The organism is Thermofilum adornatum, from assembly GCF_000446015.1.
GTDB classification, from domain to species: Archaea; Thermoproteota; Thermoprotei; order Thermofilales; family Thermofilaceae; genus Thermofilum; species Thermofilum adornatum.
Map to the genome: position 1 here is coordinate 606,804 of NC_022093.1, position 18,364 is coordinate 625,167.

Sequence of the window (18,364 nt, forward strand, 5' to 3'; positions counted from 1 at the left end):
TTGAGTTTTAAAGACTCGTCCGTTAGGGAAGTCCTAGAAGACGTTTTTGATCAGAAAACAGTTCTGGCTGTTGTTTATCTAATGAATAAGGGAATTCTCTCCAAGCTCTACGGCACCGTCTCAACAGGTAAAGAGGCCAGGGTCTACTGGGGGAAGGGCAGAAACGGTGAAGACCTCGCTGTCAAGATATACCTGATTGTGACTGCTGAATTTAGGCGTGGTAGACTGAAATACATAGTTGGAGACCCTAGGTTCCAGGGTGCAAGCCTCAGGGGTAGGGAACTTATTTATCAATGGGCTAGGAAGGAGTATAGAAACCTAAAGAGGGCAGTGAGCTTCGGCATCCCTTCTCCAAAGCCAATAGCCGTACATGAAAATATTCTTGTCATGGAGTTTATAGGCGAGGACGGGGTTCCCGCGCCACTCTTGAAGGATACAACACTGCGGGACCCCGAGAAAAGCTTCCGCGAACTTAAAGGGATAATAGAAAAAATGGTTCTAGAGGCTGAAATTATACACGCTGACCTGAGCGAATACAATATACTTGTCAAAGAAAACGATGAACTAGTCATCATAGATTGGGGGTCGGCTGTACTTACGTCGCATCCAAATGCACGTGAATTTCTCCTCAACGACATAAGAAATGTCTACAGGTTTTTTAGAGAAGAGCTTGGCGTAGAGACAGGCTCCCCAGAAGACTTCTATAACTACCTGGCTATACGTATTAAATGATTTCCAGCAAGTGTTTAATTTTGTCCCTGCTTATTAGGGCGCCGCCAGCCGCCGGGTGCCCGCCGCCCTCGAAGCCAATTTTCCTAGAAAGCTCCTGGAGCGTCCTTCCCACATCGATGTCTTCCGTTAACCTGCGGAATGAAACCTTGTACTTGTCCTCCGAGAATGGGACTGCCACGCCGAGCATCTTCTTTGATTTTACTCTCTGCGACACAGCATAGGAAAGAATACTTGCCAGGGGGCCAGAATACTTTGGCGTAGCCTCTTCAAGCACCACGAGCACAGTGTCCCTTCCTTGTAGAGATATCTCGTCGAACTTCTCGTGGGCAAGCGAGAGAAGCTTTGCTAGCTCTTTCCTATAATTCTTCGCTATGTCTATGGCCCTTATCAAGTGGGTCCCCCTGTCTCCCAGGTTTATGGCTAGGGCTGTGCCATACGCGTCGAGCCTTCCGAGTGCATTTAGCAACGAAGAATACTCGCGTAGATCCCGCAGCGGGCTTTCAGGCTTCTCGGTCAAAAGGTAGTAGTTGTAGCCACGGATCCTCTCCACAATCTCCTGTGCCTCTTTTGGCGAAACATCATGATCCCACACCAAGTATTTGACAAGCCCTGTTACAAGTATTGATACCTCTTCGCCACTCAATGAGCCCACAGTTCTAAGGTTGTCACCGTTTTTCGGCTCTATACCGATGTTACGCAAGAAATTGTAGCAAGCGGTCTCGTTTCCTGTTAGACCCGGGATAAAGGGATCCATCGTGCTTGCAAGTGCCTGTACAAGTGGTCGACTTGACCCGCCGAAGAGTCTTAGGCCTATTCGAGCTTCGATTTTTCCCTCTTTAACAGCCTCGTCCAAGACCTCTCTATTTATGCCCTTGAAAGAGCGTTTTTCACCGTTGTCTAGCCTATCGCCGAGAGCCCCCACAATGGCAAGGTGAACTAGGCTTTTTACCTCCTTGTAGTCTCTGAGAAAATAATAGGTAAGGGTAGATGAGCTGGTTTCCTCTGACCCGTTTATGCCGGCTAGATAGGGATTTATCTCGACTATTTTGTCGGTGTCCTCAGGGGCGGAAGGTATATGGTGGTCTATGACGAATACCTTGTGTTTGTCCCCGATTCTTTCCCTGATTAGGTTCTTGTATCCGCTACCAAGGTCGAGAAAAACAACGTAGGAATAGTTCTCAAACGGTAGCTGAGCAAGCGTCTCTGGATAGACCTGTTCAACAAATGTCGCGTGGAAAGGTACATCATTTTTCTTCAAAAAATATGCCATTAGTGAAAAAGAGCTTAGCCCGTCCGCGTCGTAATGTGAAATGATGAGTACTTGGTCTTTCTCGCGTCTTACCTCTTCAACGAATGAACGGAAACGACTCTTCAGGCTTTCAAGCGATGCTTGCACACTCAACAATAACCCCGTTACAAAATAACGCGGAATTTTTTAGGTTTAGGTGTAGAGCGCTACCTTGGACGGGTCGTATTTCCAGTCTGGGGGGAGTATGCCCTCCCTCTTATAGTACTTTGCAAGTCTGTGTATCTTGCTTTCTATTAGCTGTAACCCCCTCTTTGAGTGATAGTCTTTTGGATGCTCGTCGAGGTGCTTCCTTACCCTTACGGCTCTTTTCATGAGGTTGAGGAGATCTTCAGGGATTTCTGGCGCGAGTCCCCTTTCCCTAAGTATCTGCAGGACGCTTTTACCGGTAACAGCTTTTACAAGGGGAATGCCGTATTGGTCGCGGAGGATAGTGCCGATCATTGATGGTGGATAACCCTTCCTGTGGAGGGAGACGACTAGCTCCTCTACCTCTTCTGGCCTCATTTTTATCCATTCTGGTTTTTCGAGGCGTGCGGGTCTAAGGGAGCCAGACCGGCCCTTCTCTTTACTCTTCCTCATTGTAATCCCAACTCTATTAACAAAAACTGTTTAAAAGAGTTTCGGTTTTGCATGGGGAGACATGCAAGACAAATATTAAATGTTTTTCAACCACAAATTATCGATGATACTATACGAATTCGAGATAAAAGAGATACTAGAGAGCATTGGTTTACCGGTAGAAAAATCATGCCTTCTAAACTACCCCATCGAGGGGACAGAACGATGTCTAGAAGACTTGTCGCCGCCCTTTATTGTTAAAGCACAGGTACGAGGATGGGGCAGGGGCAAGGCTGGACTAGTAAAGACTGCGAACAGCATAGATGAAGCCTTGAAGATTTCGCGGGAATTTTTATCGAGGGATTTCCGCGGAGAAAAGATACGATACGTTATGGTTTCAGAGAAGAAGGCAGTACAGAGAGAAATGTATCTATCATTCATGGTTTCCTCGCTACCCCCTGGCTATCTCCTGCTTGCCTCCAAGTACGGGGGCGTAGACGTAGAGGACCTCGCCAGAAAGCCAGGAGGCCTCCTCAGGATCTTTATTGACCCCTTTGAGGACCTAAGGGACTACATGGTGAGGAGAGTAGCCAGCTATCTGGAGCTACCCTACAATCATGTTGCAGACATGATCTACTCGCTCTGGAAAGTATTCAGAGACTACAACTTCACGTTGCTTGAGATAAACCCATTAGCATTGACTGACCAGGGGATCCTGGCCTTGGACAGGAAAGGAATAATTGATGACGACTCGTTAGGCGACAAAAAGCTCGCAGGCATAGCCCAGAGGTACTATTCAGAGCTCGATGCCCTTGGACGCACAGCTGTAGAGAGAGGGTTCGCGGCCGTCAAGCTGGATGGAAACATCGCCGTTATAGGGAACGGCGCTGGACTGACAATGGCCACGCTAGATGCTGTAAACGATGCTGGTGGGAAGCCAGGATTCTTCCTGGATCTAGGCGGAGGCGCAGAGATGGAGAGAGTAAAAGAGGCTGTAAAACTTGTCTTAGGACAGAGTCACATAGACAGGGTCCTCATAAATATCTTGGGAGGAATAACCAGATGCGACGAGGTAGCCCGGGGAGTCGTAGAGGCACTACGTGAGACAGGCAACAGAAACGTGAAAATCGTTGTGAGGCTCTCAGGCTTCATGGAGGAAGAGGGCAGAAGAATCCTGTTGGACGCGGGGATCAAGCCCTATGATAGTCTCGAAGATGCAGTCGTAGAGGTGGTGAAGTAATGGCTATACTTGTAGATGAAAATACAAGAGTGCTCGTGCAGGGAATCACTGGGAAGCAGGGAATGCTTCACACATCGCAGATGTTAAAGTATGGGACCCGCATCGTTGCAGGCGTCTCTCCTGGAAAGGGGGGCACAGTCGTTGAGGGGGTCCCAGTATACAATTCCGTGGAAGAAGCCCTCGAAAAACACCCAGACATCAATACATCCATTATATTTGTCCCGGCACGCTTCGCGCCAGACGCCGTCTATGAGGCTGTCGACTCGGGAATCAAGACAATCGTGGTCATAACGGAACATATACCTGTCCACGAGACAATACGCTTCGTTAGATATGCAGCAACCAAGGGAGCTACAGTAATCGGTCCAAACACTCCTGGGGCAATCTCTCCAGGGAAGTCAAAGGTTGGGATAATGCCTGGAGACTATTTTAAACCTGGAAGGATAGGCCTGATCTCTAGGAGCGGCACGTTAACCTACGAGATCTCCTTGAAGCTTCTAAAGGCCGGCTTAGGAGTCTCGACAGCGGTGGGGATTGGCGGAGACCCTGTTACGGGGCTATCTTTCGAAGACGTCTACAAAATGTTCAAGGGCGATCCAGAGACAGACGCCGTTGTAATCGTGGGCGAGATAGGCGGTGGCAAAGAGGAAAAATTCGCACAATACTATGCAACTGATACTAGCAAGAAGCCCGTGGTAGCTTACATAGCAGGCAAAACAGCGCCGCCCGGCAAAAAGATGGGCCACGCTGGGGCAATAGTGTTTGGCTCCGAGGGAAGCTATCCAAGCAAGGTGGAGGCCCTGTCAAGGAGCGGCGTAAAGGTTGCCGGCAGCCTCGGCGAAATAGTACAGCTGGTCAGAGAAGCCATGCAGAGGACACATTAGCCGAAGGTTATCCTTGTATACTTCTCTCTTTCTCCGCTTAGAACCCTGAAGATCCTATCTGGAGGATTACCGTTGAGAACATATGTGGCTATCCTGCCCCTCTCAATGATGTTTAGCGCATAAAGGTCTATTAGACGGTACTCGCCCGCATGTTGCCCCGACACAAATTTTCTCTTTAACTCCCCAACAGATATCTCCTCGAGAAAACTTGCCTCCGGATGCTTTTTGGGGTCCTCCGTGTATATACCGTCAACGTCCGTAGCTATAATGAGCTCCGCGCCCAGCGACTCGGCCGCCAGGGCGGCAGTAGTAGTAGTCGACTGGCCGGGCTGGAGCCCACCCATAAAGATAATCTTCATCCCGAGATTAACCAGCTCGTGTAGCCTTCTCAACGTGTCTGGAATCAGCGGAAATGTTCCATAGAAAGCCGTATGCATGAGTGAAGCGTTGAGCCTGCTTACTTGTATACCTATCTCGTCAAGCAGACTCTCGTTGACGGCAAGCCTCCTGCCGACCTCAATGTATCTCCTTGCAACCTTGCCCCCACCGACCACCACAACGATTTTTCTGTCCGATGCCTCGCTGTACTTCTTCAGCGATGCGAGAAAGCTCTTTACGTATTCTTCGCGGAGCTCTCCCCCCTCAGTGAACAATAGAGACCCGCCAAGCTTTATAACTGCTGGACGCATATTGCTCTCCATCTACGACGAGCACCACACACTCTTAAGAATATTTCTTGTGTCTCCCATGGAAGTGGTATAGGGGAAACATACATGGCAAACATACCTTTAAAAACCATTTACATGCTTAAAGAGTAGACACTTTAGGTGAGCGGAGACAATGAGAGAGGATGTAGAGAGATTCAAGCTGGAAAAGCTAGTCGAGGAGCTAAAAAAGAAGGAGGGAAGAGGGACAGAGCTCGTATCACTATACATACCAGCCGGCAGACCTATCAGCGAAGTCGTAAACACGCTCACCTACGAGTACGCCACGGCCTCAAACATAAAGGACCGGGTCACAAGGCACCACGTACTAGACGCATTGGCATCCATAATTAGCCGCCTAAAGATGTTCAAGGAGACGCCGCCAAACGGCTTGATAGTCTTCGCTGGCTACGTCGCTGGAGACGTGCCCGGCCGAGAAAAAATGGAGATTCACCTCATAGAGCCGCCGCAGAAGCTGAACGTCTGGCTCTACAGGTGCGACTCTAGATTCTACACAGAGATACTCGAAGACATGATAAGAGTGAAAGAGGCCTACGGGCTCATCCTCGTGGAGCGAGACGAGGCAGCAATAGCGATTCTCAGGGGCAAATCGCTAGAGGTGGTTGACGAGCTTACGGCTGGCATCCCGGGAAAGCACAGGAGCGGTGGACAGTCGGCCAGGAGGTATGAAAGAGTAATTGAGCAACTTGTACACGAGTTCTATAAGAGGCTAGGCGAACACGCCAACAAGATATTTCTACCGATAAAGGACGAGCTAAAAGGCATAATCGTTGGCGGCCCCGGCTTCTCGAAAAAAGAATTCGTAGAAGGCGACTACCTCCACTACGAGCTACGCCAAAAAGTAATCGGAGTATTTGACGTTGGGTACGGCGGGGTCTCGGGCCTCTACGAGCTACTCGACAAGGCGCGGGACCTAATAAGGGACGTACAGTACATGAAGGAAAGAGAAACAGTAAACAAGTTCCTGTACCACTTGGCCCGAGACACAGGGCTAGCAATATACGGAGAAGAAGAGGTTCGACAGGCCCTACAGCTGAACGCTGTCGACACGCTCCTCGTATCAGAGGCAGTAAACAAGGTAAGGGTCCACGCTGTATGCAAGACATGCAAGCACGAGTTCCAGGCGACGCTCAACAGTGAGGAAGAGGCAAACAAGCTGACATGCCCCAAGTGCGGCGGCGAGGTCGAGGTACTAGAGAACAAGATGATAATTGAAGAGCTGGCCGAGCTGGCAGAGAACAGTGGCGCAGAAGTTGTACTGGTCTCGACGGAGTCGGCAGAGGGGAAAGAATTCTACAAGACATTTGGGGGCATAGCTGCCATACTGAGATACAAGCTACAGAAGTAAGAAAATGAAAAAGAAAGAGCTCGAGCGGATCCTAAATCTTGTCCCCAGGCATCCTTCTCCAAAGATACATTTTGAACAGTACTCTACTCCTGCAACCCTAGCGGCTACAATGCTCTGGATAGCCGAGGAGCACTACCACGACATATCCGGCAAAAGGGTTGTCGACCTCGGGAGTGGCACTGGGAGGCTTGGGCTGGGCGCCGCTGTCCTAGGTGGACAGACACTTCTTCTAGACATAGACTACGAGGCGTTGCAGGTTGCACGTAGTCAAGCTGTACAGCTAGGAATCTACGATAGGGTGGACCTTGTTGCAACAGACGTTTTGCATCTCCCATTCAGGGAGAACATTGTATTCGACACTGTGATCCAGAACCCGCCCTTTGGGGTCCACAGGAAGGGGAGCGACATTGCCTTCCTAGAGAAGGCCCTGGCCCTAACAGAGACAATTTACAGCCTTCACAAGGCAAACACTATCAGCTACATTAGGAGCTTCCTCAGGAAACACCACCCTTCCCTCGTCATCGATGTGCTCCTCGAAGAAGAAATATGCATACCCCCCGAATACATGTTCCACAGGAAAAGGAGACACTGCTTCAAGGTCTCCCTTATCCGTGTATACAGGCCTAGACAGTAGCAGGCTCATAATAATATATATGGGTGCAAATTCACTTTTCAAAGTGGTGTATATGGAGACCCCAGACAAGAAGCAGATAGTCATACCTGGCGAGGAAATAGCGACGATCGAGGAGTATTCTCCGGGAAAAAACGTGTTCCAAGACACCGGCGACGGGCTGATAAAGTCGAAAAAAGTCGGAAGGCTACGGCTCGACGTAAAGACCCACGTTGCAGAAGTCGAGAGCATGAAGACCCACAAAAATGTACTTACGAAAAACGAGGTTGTATACGCTGTGGTGGAGCGGTTCGAGGACCCAATCGCCGTCTTGAGGATCATATATTCAGAAAGCAAAAAGACCCCAATAGTCCCATCCGTGACTGGCATCCTGCATGTAGCAAATGCTAGCAACTCGAGGGTACGATACCTTTCAGACGTCTTCGGCTATGGAGACATAGTGAGGGCATACGTTGTAGAGGAGGGCGGCCCACCGTTCTACCTGTCGACCAGGGGGCGACAATTCGGAGTAATCGTGGCAAAGTGCCCTAAGTGTATGTCGTCCATGAGGAAACGCGGCATAGTGCTTTACTGCCCCCAGTGCGGCTACAAGACAAAGAACAAGAAGATAAGCCTGTACTATCTCTTAAAGTAGCAGGGCGCCTAGCGATGCGAGGCATTACCCTCACTCTGAACTTTGACACTCCCGAGGAGGCCATTTCCTTTTTGAAGCTAATAACATCCAGGATAAAATACTCCGGGCTTTACGGTGAGATAAAGGGCAAAAAATTGAAGCTATTCATCCCAGAGAGCCAGAGAACCGAAGAAGTCGTAAACGAAGTAAAAACCCTATACAGGGAACTGCACGGCGCAAAAAACGCCTTCCAGAAAAAGAGATTTAAGATTCAAACAGTCCTCTCACTGGCAAAGCTCGAAACAGCCATACCGGTACCCGTCCTCGTAGACATTATCAAGCTACAGGGCAAACACGCGAGGCTAGCTGGGGAAACGATAGAGACAAGCCTTGAGCTCAACGAGCTTGTAAAACTCGCAGAACAAGTCTCATCAGCTTACCACTCAGCGATACATATGCCACTAACATCCTCTGCTAGGCGGCTCCTAGTTGTCGCCTCCCTGACGCTTGGAAAAAATCCCGAAGAAACGGTTAGCTTACTGCTCTCCAGAAACCTTTTGAGGGAAGAAGACGGTACACTGAGCCTTTCCATGGACTATGAGCGGAGCCTTGAAAAGCTGAGAGAACTAGTAAAACAGTCTACATGATGTATGAAAAGTTCCTGTCAGAGACCCTTTTCTTTAGCTTCTCGTTTATCTTTACCTCGAATTCTTTCACAAACAGTATCCTGAGCATACGCTCAGAATTTGAGATCCTCACTTCAGCTGAGTAGCCTAAAGACACGGTCTTCTGGCCGTCGAGAATCATATTTGCCGGGTGTGCCAGTATCCTTACGCCTATGGTTCCGCCGTGGATCACTAGCGGGCGGAGAGCGGGCGACAACGCGCCTGGAAAAAGCACCTCTAAAAGCTTCTGGCCGACATCGAGGATCACCGGCCCGCCATAGGACAGAGCGTGCCCAGTGCTACCGCTGGGCGTAGCCACAATTATCCCATCCGACCTGCCGTGGTAAAGGCCCAAGCCATCCAGCGAGAACTCGAACTCTATCAGCTTGCCCGGGAGAGCCCAGATACACAGCTCGTTGAGAAAGACCCCCTTCTCGTCTCCATAGGCGTACTCCCCCAGGGCAACATTCCTGGTGGAGTAATTCCCCTCGAGAACATTTTCCAGCACCTTTTCCGCGTCGCGTATACTGTGTGGAAGCAGGTAGCCAAGGCTGTCAGCCGCGAAGCCCAGGATAGGCGGCAGGATACCGCCACTCTTCTGGACAATCCTGAGAAACGTCCCGTCCCCGCCGACAAGTATCCCGAGGTCGGCTTTTGTGGCCTCGTTCTCGCTTAGCTGTTCCACAGGTATCTCGTGGCCCAGGACCGGGTCAACGTATACCTCGACACCCCTCGCCGCGAGGAAATCGTATATCTTCTTTGCCCAGCCGGCCGCCACCGGGTCGCCTGCCCTGGCCTTCAGCCAAACACTACGTATAGACATCTATAAGCTCCTAGAACTTATTAACACTCGATATTAAAAATTTTAGATGTGCCTTGCTGTCAGCTTTTATCCTCGCCGCATCCTCTTGAGGTACTCGCTTAGGGGCTCCCTTATTACTATGCCTTTGCCAGAGACAATGTCAAAGATGTATTTGCTGGGCTTTACTGGCGCCCACCTAGCCTTCCTGATGTACATGACCCTCTCGACGTTTCCGTATATCTCCTCGATGCCCAGCACTATGATCCCAGAAGCCAGGAACTCCTCTACGCCGAACCTGCTCAGCTTCGTGCTACCAGTAGGTATCTCGCTGGTCATGATGGTTGTCAGCTCCCCGGTCTTCTCTATTGCGAAGACCATTTCTCTCAGGAACTCTCTTGCATAGAGAACGTCCTCTTCTTTCCCGCCGTAGACAAGGGGCGCGATGGGGTCTATGACAAGCCTCTTCGCGTTTATCTTCTTTGCCGCTGCAAGTATCTGCTCGATGATGTACCTGGGCTCGATGTTTTTCCTCTCGTCCCTCATGTAGATCTTGCTGAAGTGGGTCCTCATGTCCACAAACATCAGCTTCCTAGAGGATATTAGATCCCTCAGATTCCACCCAAATATCTGGAGGCCGCGGAGCAACTGGTTCGTCGGCTCGTCTATAGCTATGTATAGCCCCGGCTCGCCGTTAAGTGCGCCATGCAACAGGAACTGGATAGAGAGGATTGTTTTTCCACAGCCAGCCTCTCCAGCGACCAGGTATGTCTTCCCCCTCAGGAAGCCTCCCGCAAGAATCTCGTCGAGCCCTGGGACACCCGTCGGTGCAAACAGTGCCTTACGGGTTATCAGTGCCTGCTGGTAATTATAGGTGTACGGGTCGTCCTGGTATGGCAACTCGTCGACTGCCTGGGGGACAGCAGGGACACTGGGTACAGCGGGGGCTGGAGGCACCTCCTCTGGTATAGCCTCTGCGACCTGAGTATCGTAGCTCTCCTGGACTGGGACGGGCTGTGAAACAACCTGTGTAGATGCGGCCGGCTGCACGGCCTGGACCTGCGTGGGCACCCTGCACAGCGGATTATATGGATCGGGGACTTGCGTCTTAAGCTTGAGGCAGTACTGTCTAGACTTTATGTATAATGGACACCCAATACACGAAGACCTAGCAGGTTTACCCATGTCCGCCAATTCGACCACTATTTCTGAATTTTAGAAATTGTTGCTTAAATATGTATCTTTTCAACGCCAAGAGAAAAAATCAGACATCCTCAACCCTCTCAGCCGACAACACTGCCTCTAGAAGCCTGGCAAAAGTGTTAAAAGCGGCCCGCAGGCTAGAAACGTCCCCAGAAGTTATCTCTACAAGCATCTTTCCCTCCCCAGCAAGCCTAGCCACAGCCCTTGACCTGTACCTCGGAGCCGCCCCAGTCTCGGGCAAAAATGCACGGTAAATCCACTCCACGCGGTCAGGGTCGCCCTCGACCTCTAAGACAGCCCTGAAACGACCATTAGCGTCGTCCACACGCATATTAGAGCATTGCCTTTACTGGCAGAAAAGCTTTTATGCGTTATCCCCTGTGTCCCTAGCCCGGTAATAGCGGACAGACTTGACCAGCATCCTTGGACCAATATAGGCACCGTTCTCGTAGAACTTCAACACGAACAAGAAGTCCCTCCCCTTCACGGGCTCCACCAGGAGAGCCCTGCCCGACAGGCCTCCAAGCTCGTCCACCCCCACAACCCCCACATACGTCAAGTCAAACATAGAGGCAACGTCCAGCCCATACTCAGACTCCTCCCCAAGCGAGTACACATACACATCCGACGAAGCCCTCGGGACACGCTTATCCCCCGAAAACACGACCCCGCGGAGATACAGAATAGCCGGGATCCTCCTAGCCACTTCTCCCCCAACATCCCAGGCCGCAATCCTCCCAGGGTTGCCCCCAAGCCCCCTATACACGACCACAAGCCTCCTAGCACCCATATACCTAGCCAAAGCCAGCATCTCCCCAAGGCTCCTACCACCCCTATTAACCCTCCTCGCCCCCGGAAGACACATGGCAAGCTCACGCGCAAGCCTCCTCACATGCACAGTATCATGCCTACAAGTAGACACCACTACCCGCCACGCCATCCAGTAAAACAAGACACAACAAACTAAATACCTTTACCCCGACAAATCCAGCCCCGAGAAAAATATAAATAACAACAACCAACAAAAAACAAGAAACCCCTTGGGCCCGTAGCGCAGTTAGGAAGCGCGGCGGCCTTCTAGGCCGAAAAACCGCGAACAACACAAAACACGAAGAAAGCCGCAGGTCCCGGGTTCAAATCCCGGCGGGCCCGCCATCAAAACATTATAAAACACAATAAACACAAGACACACAACCAGAACCCCATACAAGACCCAAACAACAATATTGAAGCCTCAAGGCATCAGAAATTCAAAAAGTGTTCTCTGCGGTTTATTCCAAAAATTTTTCATAGTCAAATTTTCTCTAGACCAGTTTCCAGATCTACATAAAATTTAACTATATATAATTCAAATTTACACTTGTGAAGGTTGTAACTTTTCTTAGCGTGAAGGGCGGCGTAGGCAAGACAACTCTGACAGTCAATACAGCTAACGAGCTGGCGACAAAAATAGGGGGATCAGACAAAGTACTCATAATAGATCTAGACGCCCAGGCTGGGGCATCCGTATATCTATTAGGGTACGATCAACAACAAGCCCTTGAAAAACAAAACCAAACAATCCACGAATTACTAGACAAGACAATAAACAACCAGGACCCCAACATCTCTAAATATATAATAAACCCGTATAAAACAAACCCATCCAGCGGTTGGAGTCCAAGGCTCGACATTATAGTTGGGGACTCAAGGATAATAGACCTTGAAAGAGAAATCATTTCTCGATCTGCCGCAAAAGGGTTCGGGTGGAGCCTCATACTGTACCAGTTATTGACGAAGCTTTCACAGCTCAACTATAGCTTCATATTCATAGACCCGCCGGCAACTCTTGGCGCCCTTTCAAGAATGGCGCTAGGCGCAAGCAACTACTTCCTTATTCCACTCATTCCAGACGACTTCGGCCGCGTCACAGTGGGCATGTTCACAAAGGACTTCTTCAACCAAGCATTCTACGAGATCGCACTCGCTGGACGACAAGACCGACCACTATGCGGAGGCATAGTCTTCAACAAGATAAAGACAAGCACCCATGCCAAAATAGCAGACGAGATAGCCGACGAGATATGCGGCAAGAAGCTCTACGACAAATACTCCATACCAGTCTACAAGACTAAGCTCTACGACAGAATAGCATACGTCAAATCACTAGAAGAACACAAACCCCTGTACAAAATTGGAGACAAAAAAGCAGAGGAAGAGTTCCAAAGCTTCTTCGACGAATTCTACGACTACGTGGTAAGAGACAAGGCAAAAGGGTGAAAAAACTGCAGGACTTCGCCAGTGAAGAGGAGGCCTACAAATACGTATCCCACGTCTTGAGCGAAAAAGGCTACAAAGTAAAAAGAATAATGAGCGGGAAGGGAAAACAATCCCCAGATGCGGACATTGAGCTAGAGAAAAACAATGAGAAGATAGCCATCGAAGTAAAATACTTCAAAGACGCACCTAAATTCTACTTGGGACTGGATGAAGCGCTTGCGCTCCTTCTTCATGGCTATGACAAGGTCTACCTGTTGCACGTGCTCGACACAGCGCTAAGCGATAAATGCGAGAACCATGTTTCCAAAGCTCTAGCCATCATAAACTTAACGCCTATTGGTTACATGTTCATGATTGGGCGGGGAGACCCCAAGATCCTCAGGGAAGCCTTAAGAAACCCTCTAAAGATGGACCCCCACCTTCACGAGTCGCACAGCCAAAGCATTCACTAAAGGACATGCTTCGAGACACCCACGACATTATCTTCCATTGTAGCTCAGTGGACTCGTAATGATCGAAAATTCACGTTGATATTAGAGAACCACCAAACCATGACCCTTTGATAAACGCGTTACAAAACTCACTAAAAAACAGCCCCAACAGTGCCATTAATCCGCATACCCACCAGCCACCCACACAATTTTCAACCCATCCTCTCCTGGAACCATCCCCTAAAACATACTTCGCCACACCACTTATTCGTCTTTTATCCCGCTACACATTGCCCAAACAAACTAGACCCAGAAAAGCGACTCAAGAACAAAACTACATAATCCAAGAACCAAAAAGCAGAAAAGCCATAAAAACAAAGTTATCACATAGCATAATATCGTTATTATTTATGATAACAATGTTATTACATGTATTTTAAACAGAGAAAAACAAAAATAACAAAGTTATACACAAACATAACAAAATTATTACAAGCCAATTCACAGTACTCAAAAACAGCCCTGCGTCTTCACCTTTCAATTCTTTCTTAGTTGCATCTGCTCTTGATTTTCGGCTTCGCTATTTTCGGCTTCGGCTTCGCCTTCAATTCTTTCTTAGTTGCATCATCGGAAACACTTATTTTCTGGTTTATGTCCTTATTCATCCTTCAATTCTTTCTTAGTTGCATCAGGTGGCTCCGCGCCCTCGAGTCCCCCGCAGACACTCGTGTGCCTTCAATTCTTTCTTAGTTGCATCACACATATTCTTCACACCGCACGAGCTCCAGCCAGTGCTAGCACCCCTTCAATTCTTTCTTAGTTGCATCGTACAGACAGACAGCACAGGCAGAATAGTGTACAATAGAATTCCTTCAATTCTTTCTTAGTTGCATCAGCACGTATATCCACCACATTTTTCTGCACCTCTTTTTTCAACCTTCAATTCTTTCTTAGTTGCATCGTCGAGCGCATGGATTATTCCGAGCGTCACGAAGAACAACCCTTCAATTCTTTCTTAGTTGCATCTCGATATCGTTTTCGACGCCCGCCGAACCCACACAGGACCCTACCTTCAATTCTTTCTTAGTTGCATCTAATCTGGGGCGTGGAATCTATGTAGCCACTTCGTTCACCTTCAATTCTTTCTTAGTTGCATCTACCATGTTTGCTTTTCTAGCAGGTGTAATTTCAAGTACCTTCAATTCTTTCTTAGTTGCATCAGAAGTGGCAGGGGAGGAATTGTATCCGCTTATACGCCCTTCAATTCTTTCTTAGTTGCATCGTAACGAGGCAAAGCACACAGCAATTGATTGCCTACATCCTCTTCCTTCAATTCTTTCTTAGTTGCATCCAGACAGCTTAAGGAGTTCCAGTTGAGGATGGAGAGGCTCCCCTTCAATTCTTTCTTAGTTGCATCTCAAGCGAGTCTGGGTCACTTGCCTTTGCTTTTTCAAAGCCTTCAATTCTTTCTTAGTTGCATCAGGAGGCGTGACGGGAAGGAATACGAGTATGGCATGGTGTCCTTCAATTCTTTCTTAGTTGCATCAATGAATAGGCAAAGAAAGCTAGGAAAGCTGTTAAAGCAACCTTCAATTCTTTCTTAGTTGCATCGCTAGAATTTTCAAAGCTCGACCTATCCCTTACCAGCTTCGCCTTCAATTCTTTCTTAGTTGCATCTGTGGGAAAATGGTTCAACACCTCAAACTAGATTCAATCTACCTTCAATTCTTTCTTAGTTGCATCAGGATTGGCCTCTTGAAGAAAGCAGATGGGGAAAGCATCCTTCAATTCTTTCTTAGTTGCATCGGCGCTAGGACTTATAAGCATCACCTATAGGATTATCAAGTCCTTCAATTCTTTCTTAGTTGCATCGTTGGCTAATGGGGATGACCAAGGTATACGCGTATGTGACCTTCAATTCTTTCTTAGTTGCATCAACGCAAGGGTTGAGGAATATAGGGAAACACTGCAGTCAATCCTTCAATTCTTTCTTAGTTGCATCCACAGCTATGAAACCAGTAATATTTCTCGATAAATCGCCTTCAATTCTTTCTTAGTTGCATCTATTTCTGGCTTTTGAAGTTTCCAGAGATAAATAGCAATTCCTTCAATTCTTTCTTAGTTGCATCGACAGGGTGAGGCCGGGGACGCCACACAGATAATCGCCCTTCAATTCTTTCTTAGTTGCATCAGTCATTTACCCGTGACGATGTCCCCAAAATCAGTGCCGCTGCCCTTCAATTCTTTCTTAGTTGCATCCGAAATGTTTTACTCGGGTGTGGTTTATATGTTTAATGCTTTTTCCTGCAAGAAGTCTGCAAAACTGCCCTAGCACTCAGAATTACTCGTTGGAAACTTCTGAAACTTCCCAGTAGGGAAGCTTCCCGGAACGCCCCGTTTTAAGACGGGAAGTTTTCCCGTAAACCTAAATTTAAAATAATCCTCTCGTCAAGAAACTTCATAAACAACTTTTAGTTTTCCTTAAAGAAAACATTGACTTACTTTGCTTTCAATGTAGTTGAACATATATGGGTGTGTTCCTTGGTTGTGAGGTTCAGCATGCTATGAGCCTAAGCTGTGCAATAGGAGATGTTATTCTAAAGATTTATTGTGGAATTTGTAGTGTTTTTGTGAGAAGACTTGTAGAGCTGGTTGCCTAGATGGTTTTCGGTGTAAAGGATCATAGAATAATCCAATAGTAAAAAAGTAAAAAGAAAAAAATAGATTGTCTATGTTTAGGTTGACTGTTGTCAGAATAGTGGGCAATATCTCTTGTACCAGCAGGAGGAGCACTTGGCAGAGGGGCTTGTCTGTGGAGGCTTCTCGGACTCAATGACTTTTAATGTCTTGTCTACGAGTCTTCTAGTCGCGTCTAGTGTTTCCAGGGTCACTTCGTATGTGTGTGTCTTTTCGCCCAGGACTAGGATTGCTTTTTTAGTCGGGCCTACAGTTTTCTCTGACAGCAACGTGTACGCGAATAGTTGCCACTTGAAGTGGTTGAACTCGTGTCTCTTGTAGGCCTTTACCTCTACGACTGTTACTTGCTTCGAGCCGCTGACTATGTCTGCTGTGCCTCTAAGCCTGAGTTCTGGGCTTCTCATGGGAAACTCTACCCGGACTGGTGGCTCTAGTACTAGGGTTTGGATGCTCTGGAGCCTAAGGACCCTTACTTGTCTTGCATTCTCCATGCTGTAGGTTTCAGGTTCCCTGACGTGGAAATTGTGGATCAGCCATGGAATCATTGGACAGTAGACGTACTGTTTTATGTCGAGGGGAGTAATATAGTCAGAAGATGACCACATTTTGCTCGACCTCCCTGTAGGTCCCAAATGCCCTTCTTCTGGACCAGTCGTATCCACACAGCGTAAACACGTGTATAATGTCGCGGTCGTCGCTGGCAAAGTACTCACATATCCTGTAGAGGTCTTTTAGCCTCTGAGAGTCAAGCTTGCCAGTGAAGGCGCTTCTCTGTATCCTTGATAGCCCGATGCTCTTTAGCTTCGCTGCAAGTCTAAGCCTCTTTTCGTCGTCGTGGATATCGTATACAACGACGACTCTCACCATTGAGCTATAAACCCCCTGTAGCCTGGAACCTCTCCCCTTACAAATGACGCAAGCTTGACGGCATATGTCTTGACGAACTGTTCCAGAGTAGCGGCCTCCCCATCACTCGTCCTCGCCCTGGCCTGCATGCTGTCCTTGTAGCCTTGCAGTAGCGCGCTCCTTGAGCTTCTAGACAGGAGCCCATTGTCGATGTCGGGCCTCCAGCCCGAGAAAAACATCTTGATTAGTAGCCTGTCTACGGCCACCTGCTTAAACATCTCGCTGTAGTCGTAGACGAGGCTCTCTTTCCCGCTCCTATCAGCGTGGAGGAAGCCTGCGTAGGGGTCTAGCCCGGCTAGGACGAGGCCTTTCCAGCAGTCAGAGTAAAGCACAGCATACAAATAATTCAATGATACGTTAAACGGGTCAAGCGCCTCGGGATCCCTACCGTCAAAATGGACGTCGCTTGGCACAAGCTCCACAACGAACCCCCAGTATATCCTAGCCAACTGGGCCTCAAAGTTTATGACTCTCTGCGGGTCGCCCAGAGCTAACGGGAGCTTGTCTAGTTGCATCTCTATTTCCAGGGCGCCCTCTCTCAACCGGGGCTCTTCCCTGCTCTTGGCGAAGTAGCGCAGTAGCCCGGCTTGGTTCTTTATCTTCGCGTATAGAAATGAGTAAACAATGTCCCATCTCTTCTGACTATTATATGCCTCGTATTGTGCACGCCTAGTCTGGACAGTCTTGTTAATGAAGGGTGGATATATGCGCCCGACAGGGTAGCCTCTCTGGTCGAGAAAAACAATGTCGACTCCGTGGGAAACAAGCAACCTAACTGCCCTAGACGTCACGGAGACTCCTCCACTCAGAATCAGGACTTGATCTATGTCGCCTGGGGAAAGCTCCTGCCTTCTATCCTTATTCTCCACGACTAGGAGGCCTTTTCTTGTCCTAAGCGTGGTTCCGTATCCTTTAAGAATCAGGGTCTTCATCCACACACGCCCCTAAAGGGACAAGACTCGGGGCATACCTCTGCTCTGGGCGGCTCCTTACCCGATACAAGCATGTCTATGACCTCGTCCCTAGCATCTATGAACTCGCTCCTCAGGCTCGTCGATATGTAGACAGGCTCCCAACTGAAACCGACCTTCCCGCCGTTAGCTATGGACACATAGAGGAGAATGCCATAGTCTACTGGAACCTCGTAGTTTGCCTCTAGGGCCAATGCATAGCCTGCGAGGGCCCTTTTATAGTTTTCATGGGGCTTCCCGAGCTTCACCTCTATTACAACGCCTGTCTCGACAAGGGCGTCTACACGGAGATTCCTAGACAAGCCAAGCATGGATCCGTCAACCCTCTACTCCGAGAAATAGTAGACCCACTCGTCCGCGGAGAACCTGAGGAGAAGCTTCTTATAGAGGTCT

The 18,364-nt window shown here is 48.7% G+C and carries 20 protein-coding genes, 1 tRNA gene and 1 CRISPR repeat array; of the genes, 10 read left to right on the forward strand and 11 right to left on the reverse strand.

Going from position 1 to position 18,364, the window contains the following annotated elements:
* On the forward strand, window positions 1-732 hold the full coding sequence (locus N186_RS03420) for a serine protein kinase RIO (RefSeq protein WP_020962374.1): 732 nt from the start codon (window positions 1-3) through the stop codon (window positions 730-732).
* Here the strand turns inward: N186_RS03420 and N186_RS03425 are convergent.
* Window positions 725-2,128: a single-stranded-DNA-specific exonuclease RecJ gene (locus N186_RS03425; protein ID WP_020962375.1), complete on the reverse strand. Its 1,404-nt coding sequence runs from the start codon at window positions 2,126-2,128 to the stop codon at window positions 725-727. The genes N186_RS03420 and N186_RS03425 overlap by 8 nt on opposite strands.
* A 45-nt stretch (window positions 2,129-2,173) precedes the next feature.
* Entirely contained in the window at window positions 2,174-2,620 is a 447-nt protein-coding gene (locus N186_RS03430) for a 30S ribosomal protein S15 (RefSeq protein ID WP_020962376.1), read from the reverse strand.
* Window positions 2,621-2,723: 103 nt separating this feature from the next.
* On the opposite strand from N186_RS03430, the gene N186_RS03435 reads away from it, so the two are divergent.
* Window positions 2,724-3,839, forward strand: a complete 1,116-nt coding sequence (locus tag N186_RS03435) for a succinate--CoA ligase subunit beta (RefSeq protein ID WP_020962377.1) — start codon at window positions 2,724-2,726, stop codon at window positions 3,837-3,839.
* Window positions 3,839-4,723: a succinate--CoA ligase subunit alpha gene (gene sucD, locus N186_RS03440; protein ID WP_020962378.1), complete on the forward strand. Its 885-nt coding sequence runs from the start codon at window positions 3,839-3,841 to the stop codon at window positions 4,721-4,723. Before N186_RS03435 ends, sucD begins: the two co-directional genes overlap by 1 nt.
* Here the strand turns inward: sucD and pyrH are convergent.
* Window positions 4,720-5,424, reverse strand: a complete 705-nt coding sequence (pyrH, locus tag N186_RS03445; protein WP_020962379.1) for a UMP kinase — start codon at window positions 5,422-5,424, stop codon at window positions 4,720-4,722. The genes sucD and pyrH overlap by 4 nt on opposite strands.
* Window positions 5,425-5,563: 139 nt before the next feature.
* Between pyrH and prf1 the strand changes: the two genes are divergently transcribed.
* From prf1 to N186_RS03465, 4 genes are read left to right on the forward strand one after another with little or no spacing between them, the layout of a single operon-like run.
* On the forward strand, window positions 5,564-6,796 hold the full coding sequence (prf1, locus tag N186_RS03450) for a peptide chain release factor aRF-1 (RefSeq protein ID WP_020962380.1): 1,233 nt from the start codon (window positions 5,564-5,566) through the stop codon (window positions 6,794-6,796).
* Between the two features lie 4 nt (window positions 6,797-6,800).
* The gene (locus N186_RS03455) at window positions 6,801-7,430 is read left to right on the forward strand and encodes an METTL5 family protein (RefSeq protein ID WP_020962381.1); all 630 of its coding nucleotides are present in this window, start codon (window positions 6,801-6,803) and stop codon (window positions 7,428-7,430) included.
* A gap of 52 nt (window positions 7,431-7,482) precedes the next feature.
* On the forward strand, window positions 7,483-8,061 hold the full coding sequence (locus N186_RS03460) for an exosome complex RNA-binding protein Csl4 (protein WP_020962382.1): 579 nt from the start codon (window positions 7,483-7,485) through the stop codon (window positions 8,059-8,061).
* Between the two features lie 14 nt (window positions 8,062-8,075).
* Window positions 8,076-8,687, forward strand: coding sequence for a DUF2067 family protein (locus N186_RS03465; RefSeq protein ID WP_020962383.1), 612 nt, complete (start codon window positions 8,076-8,078; stop codon window positions 8,685-8,687).
* Here the strand turns inward: N186_RS03465 and N186_RS03470 are convergent.
* The 4 genes from N186_RS03470 to N186_RS03485 form a co-directional block, all read right to left on the reverse strand.
* On the reverse strand, window positions 8,680-9,528 hold the full coding sequence (locus N186_RS03470) for an NAD(+)/NADH kinase (RefSeq protein WP_020962384.1): 849 nt from the start codon (window positions 9,526-9,528) through the stop codon (window positions 8,680-8,682). The genes N186_RS03465 and N186_RS03470 overlap by 8 nt on opposite strands.
* A 66-nt stretch (window positions 9,529-9,594) precedes the next feature.
* Window positions 9,595-10,707 (reverse strand): ATPase domain-containing protein, encoded by a 1,113-nt coding sequence (locus tag N186_RS03475; RefSeq protein ID WP_020962385.1) that lies wholly within the window; start codon window positions 10,705-10,707, stop codon window positions 9,595-9,597.
* A 61-nt stretch (window positions 10,708-10,768) separates the two neighbouring features.
* Window positions 10,769-11,038, reverse strand: coding sequence for a KEOPS complex subunit Pcc1 (locus tag N186_RS03480; RefSeq protein WP_020962386.1), 270 nt, complete (start codon window positions 11,036-11,038; stop codon window positions 10,769-10,771).
* A gap of 33 nt (window positions 11,039-11,071) precedes the next feature.
* Complete coding sequence (locus N186_RS03485; protein WP_148682023.1) at window positions 11,072-11,647, reverse strand: hypothetical protein; 576 nt, start codon at window positions 11,645-11,647, stop codon at window positions 11,072-11,074.
* 102 nt (window positions 11,648-11,749) lie between these two features.
* Between N186_RS03485 and N186_RS03490 the strand changes: the two genes are divergently transcribed.
* The 3 genes from N186_RS03490 to N186_RS03500 all read left to right on the forward strand — a co-directional run bounded on the left by N186_RS03490 (window position 11,750) and on the right by N186_RS03500 (window position 13,418).
* Window positions 11,750-11,862, forward strand: a tRNA-Arg gene (locus N186_RS03490).
* 207 nt (window positions 11,863-12,069) lie between these two features.
* On the forward strand, window positions 12,070-12,966 hold the full coding sequence (locus N186_RS03495) for a ParA family protein (protein WP_020962388.1): 897 nt from the start codon (window positions 12,070-12,072) through the stop codon (window positions 12,964-12,966).
* The gene (locus N186_RS03500) at window positions 12,963-13,418 is read left to right on the forward strand and encodes a PDDEXK family nuclease (protein ID WP_020962389.1); all 456 of its coding nucleotides are present in this window, start codon (window positions 12,963-12,965) and stop codon (window positions 13,416-13,418) included. The genes N186_RS03495 and N186_RS03500 overlap by 4 nt, the downstream gene beginning before the upstream one ends.
* A gap of 513 nt (window positions 13,419-13,931) precedes the next feature.
* Window positions 13,932-15,656: a CRISPR direct-repeat array (repeat unit 25 nt; unit sequence CCTTCAATTCTTTCTTAGTTGCATC).
* Window positions 15,657-16,147: 491 nt separating this feature from the next.
* On the opposite strand, the gene cas4 is transcribed toward N186_RS03500, so the two are convergent.
* Genes cas4 through cas4a form a run of 4 tightly spaced genes read right to left on the reverse strand, consistent with a single transcriptional unit; the run spans window position 16,148 to window position 18,282 of the window.
* Window positions 16,148-16,699, reverse strand: a complete 552-nt coding sequence (gene cas4 / locus N186_RS03505) for a CRISPR-associated protein Cas4 (RefSeq protein ID WP_148682024.1) — start codon at window positions 16,697-16,699, stop codon at window positions 16,148-16,150.
* Entirely contained in the window at window positions 16,683-16,961 is a 279-nt protein-coding gene (gene cas2 / locus N186_RS03510; RefSeq protein ID WP_020962391.1) for a CRISPR-associated endonuclease Cas2, read from the reverse strand. The genes cas4 and cas2 overlap by 17 nt, the downstream gene beginning before the upstream one ends.
* Window positions 16,955-17,932: a CRISPR-associated endonuclease Cas1 gene (gene cas1, locus N186_RS03515; RefSeq protein ID WP_020962392.1), complete on the reverse strand. Its 978-nt coding sequence runs from the start codon at window positions 17,930-17,932 to the stop codon at window positions 16,955-16,957. Before cas1 ends, cas2 begins: the two co-directional genes overlap by 7 nt.
* The gene (gene cas4a, locus N186_RS03520) at window positions 17,929-18,282 is read right to left on the reverse strand and encodes a type I-A CRISPR-associated protein Cas4/Csa1 (RefSeq protein WP_020962393.1); all 354 of its coding nucleotides are present in this window, start codon (window positions 18,280-18,282) and stop codon (window positions 17,929-17,931) included. The genes cas1 and cas4a overlap by 4 nt, the downstream gene beginning before the upstream one ends.
* Window positions 18,283-18,364 lie beyond the last annotated feature (82 nt).

Coding starts and splice junctions, on each gene's coding strand:
- cas2 (WP_020962391.1), bottom strand. CDS start 16,961: ATGGTGAGAGTCGTCGTTGTATACGATATCCACGACGACGAAAAGAGG.
- prf1 (WP_020962380.1), top strand. CDS start 5,564: ATGAGAGAGGATGTAGAGAGATTCAAGCTGGAAAAGCTAGTCGAGGAG.
- N186_RS03470 (WP_020962384.1), bottom strand. CDS start 9,528: ATGTCTATACGTAGTGTTTGGCTGAAGGCCAGGGCAGGCGACCCGGTG.
- cas4a (WP_020962393.1), bottom strand. CDS start 18,282: ATGCTTGGCTTGTCTAGGAATCTCCGTGTAGACGCCCTTGTCGAGACA.
- cas4 (WP_148682024.1), bottom strand. CDS start 16,699: ATGTGGTCATCTTCTGACTATATTACTCCCCTCGACATAAAACAGTAC.
- N186_RS03465 (WP_020962383.1), top strand. CDS start 8,076: ATGCGAGGCATTACCCTCACTCTGAACTTTGACACTCCCGAGGAGGCC.
- N186_RS03480 (WP_020962386.1), bottom strand. CDS start 11,038: ATGCGTGTGGACGACGCTAATGGTCGTTTCAGGGCTGTCTTAGAGGTC.
- pyrH (WP_020962379.1), bottom strand. CDS start 5,424: ATGGAGAGCAATATGCGTCCAGCAGTTATAAAGCTTGGCGGGTCTCTA.
- N186_RS03455 (WP_020962381.1), top strand. CDS start 6,801: ATGAAAAAGAAAGAGCTCGAGCGGATCCTAAATCTTGTCCCCAGGCAT.
- N186_RS03485 (WP_148682023.1), bottom strand. CDS start 11,647: ATGGCGTGGCGGGTAGTGGTGTCTACTTGTAGGCATGATACTGTGCAT.
- N186_RS03460 (WP_020962382.1), top strand. CDS start 7,483: ATGGAGACCCCAGACAAGAAGCAGATAGTCATACCTGGCGAGGAAATA.
- N186_RS03435 (WP_020962377.1), top strand. CDS start 2,724: ATGATACTATACGAATTCGAGATAAAAGAGATACTAGAGAGCATTGGT.
- cas1 (WP_020962392.1), bottom strand. CDS start 17,932: ATGAAGACCCTGATTCTTAAAGGATACGGAACCACGCTTAGGACAAGA.
- N186_RS03430 (WP_020962376.1), bottom strand. CDS start 2,620: ATGAGGAAGAGTAAAGAGAAGGGCCGGTCTGGCTCCCTTAGACCCGCA.
- sucD (WP_020962378.1), top strand. CDS start 3,839: ATGGCTATACTTGTAGATGAAAATACAAGAGTGCTCGTGCAGGGAATC.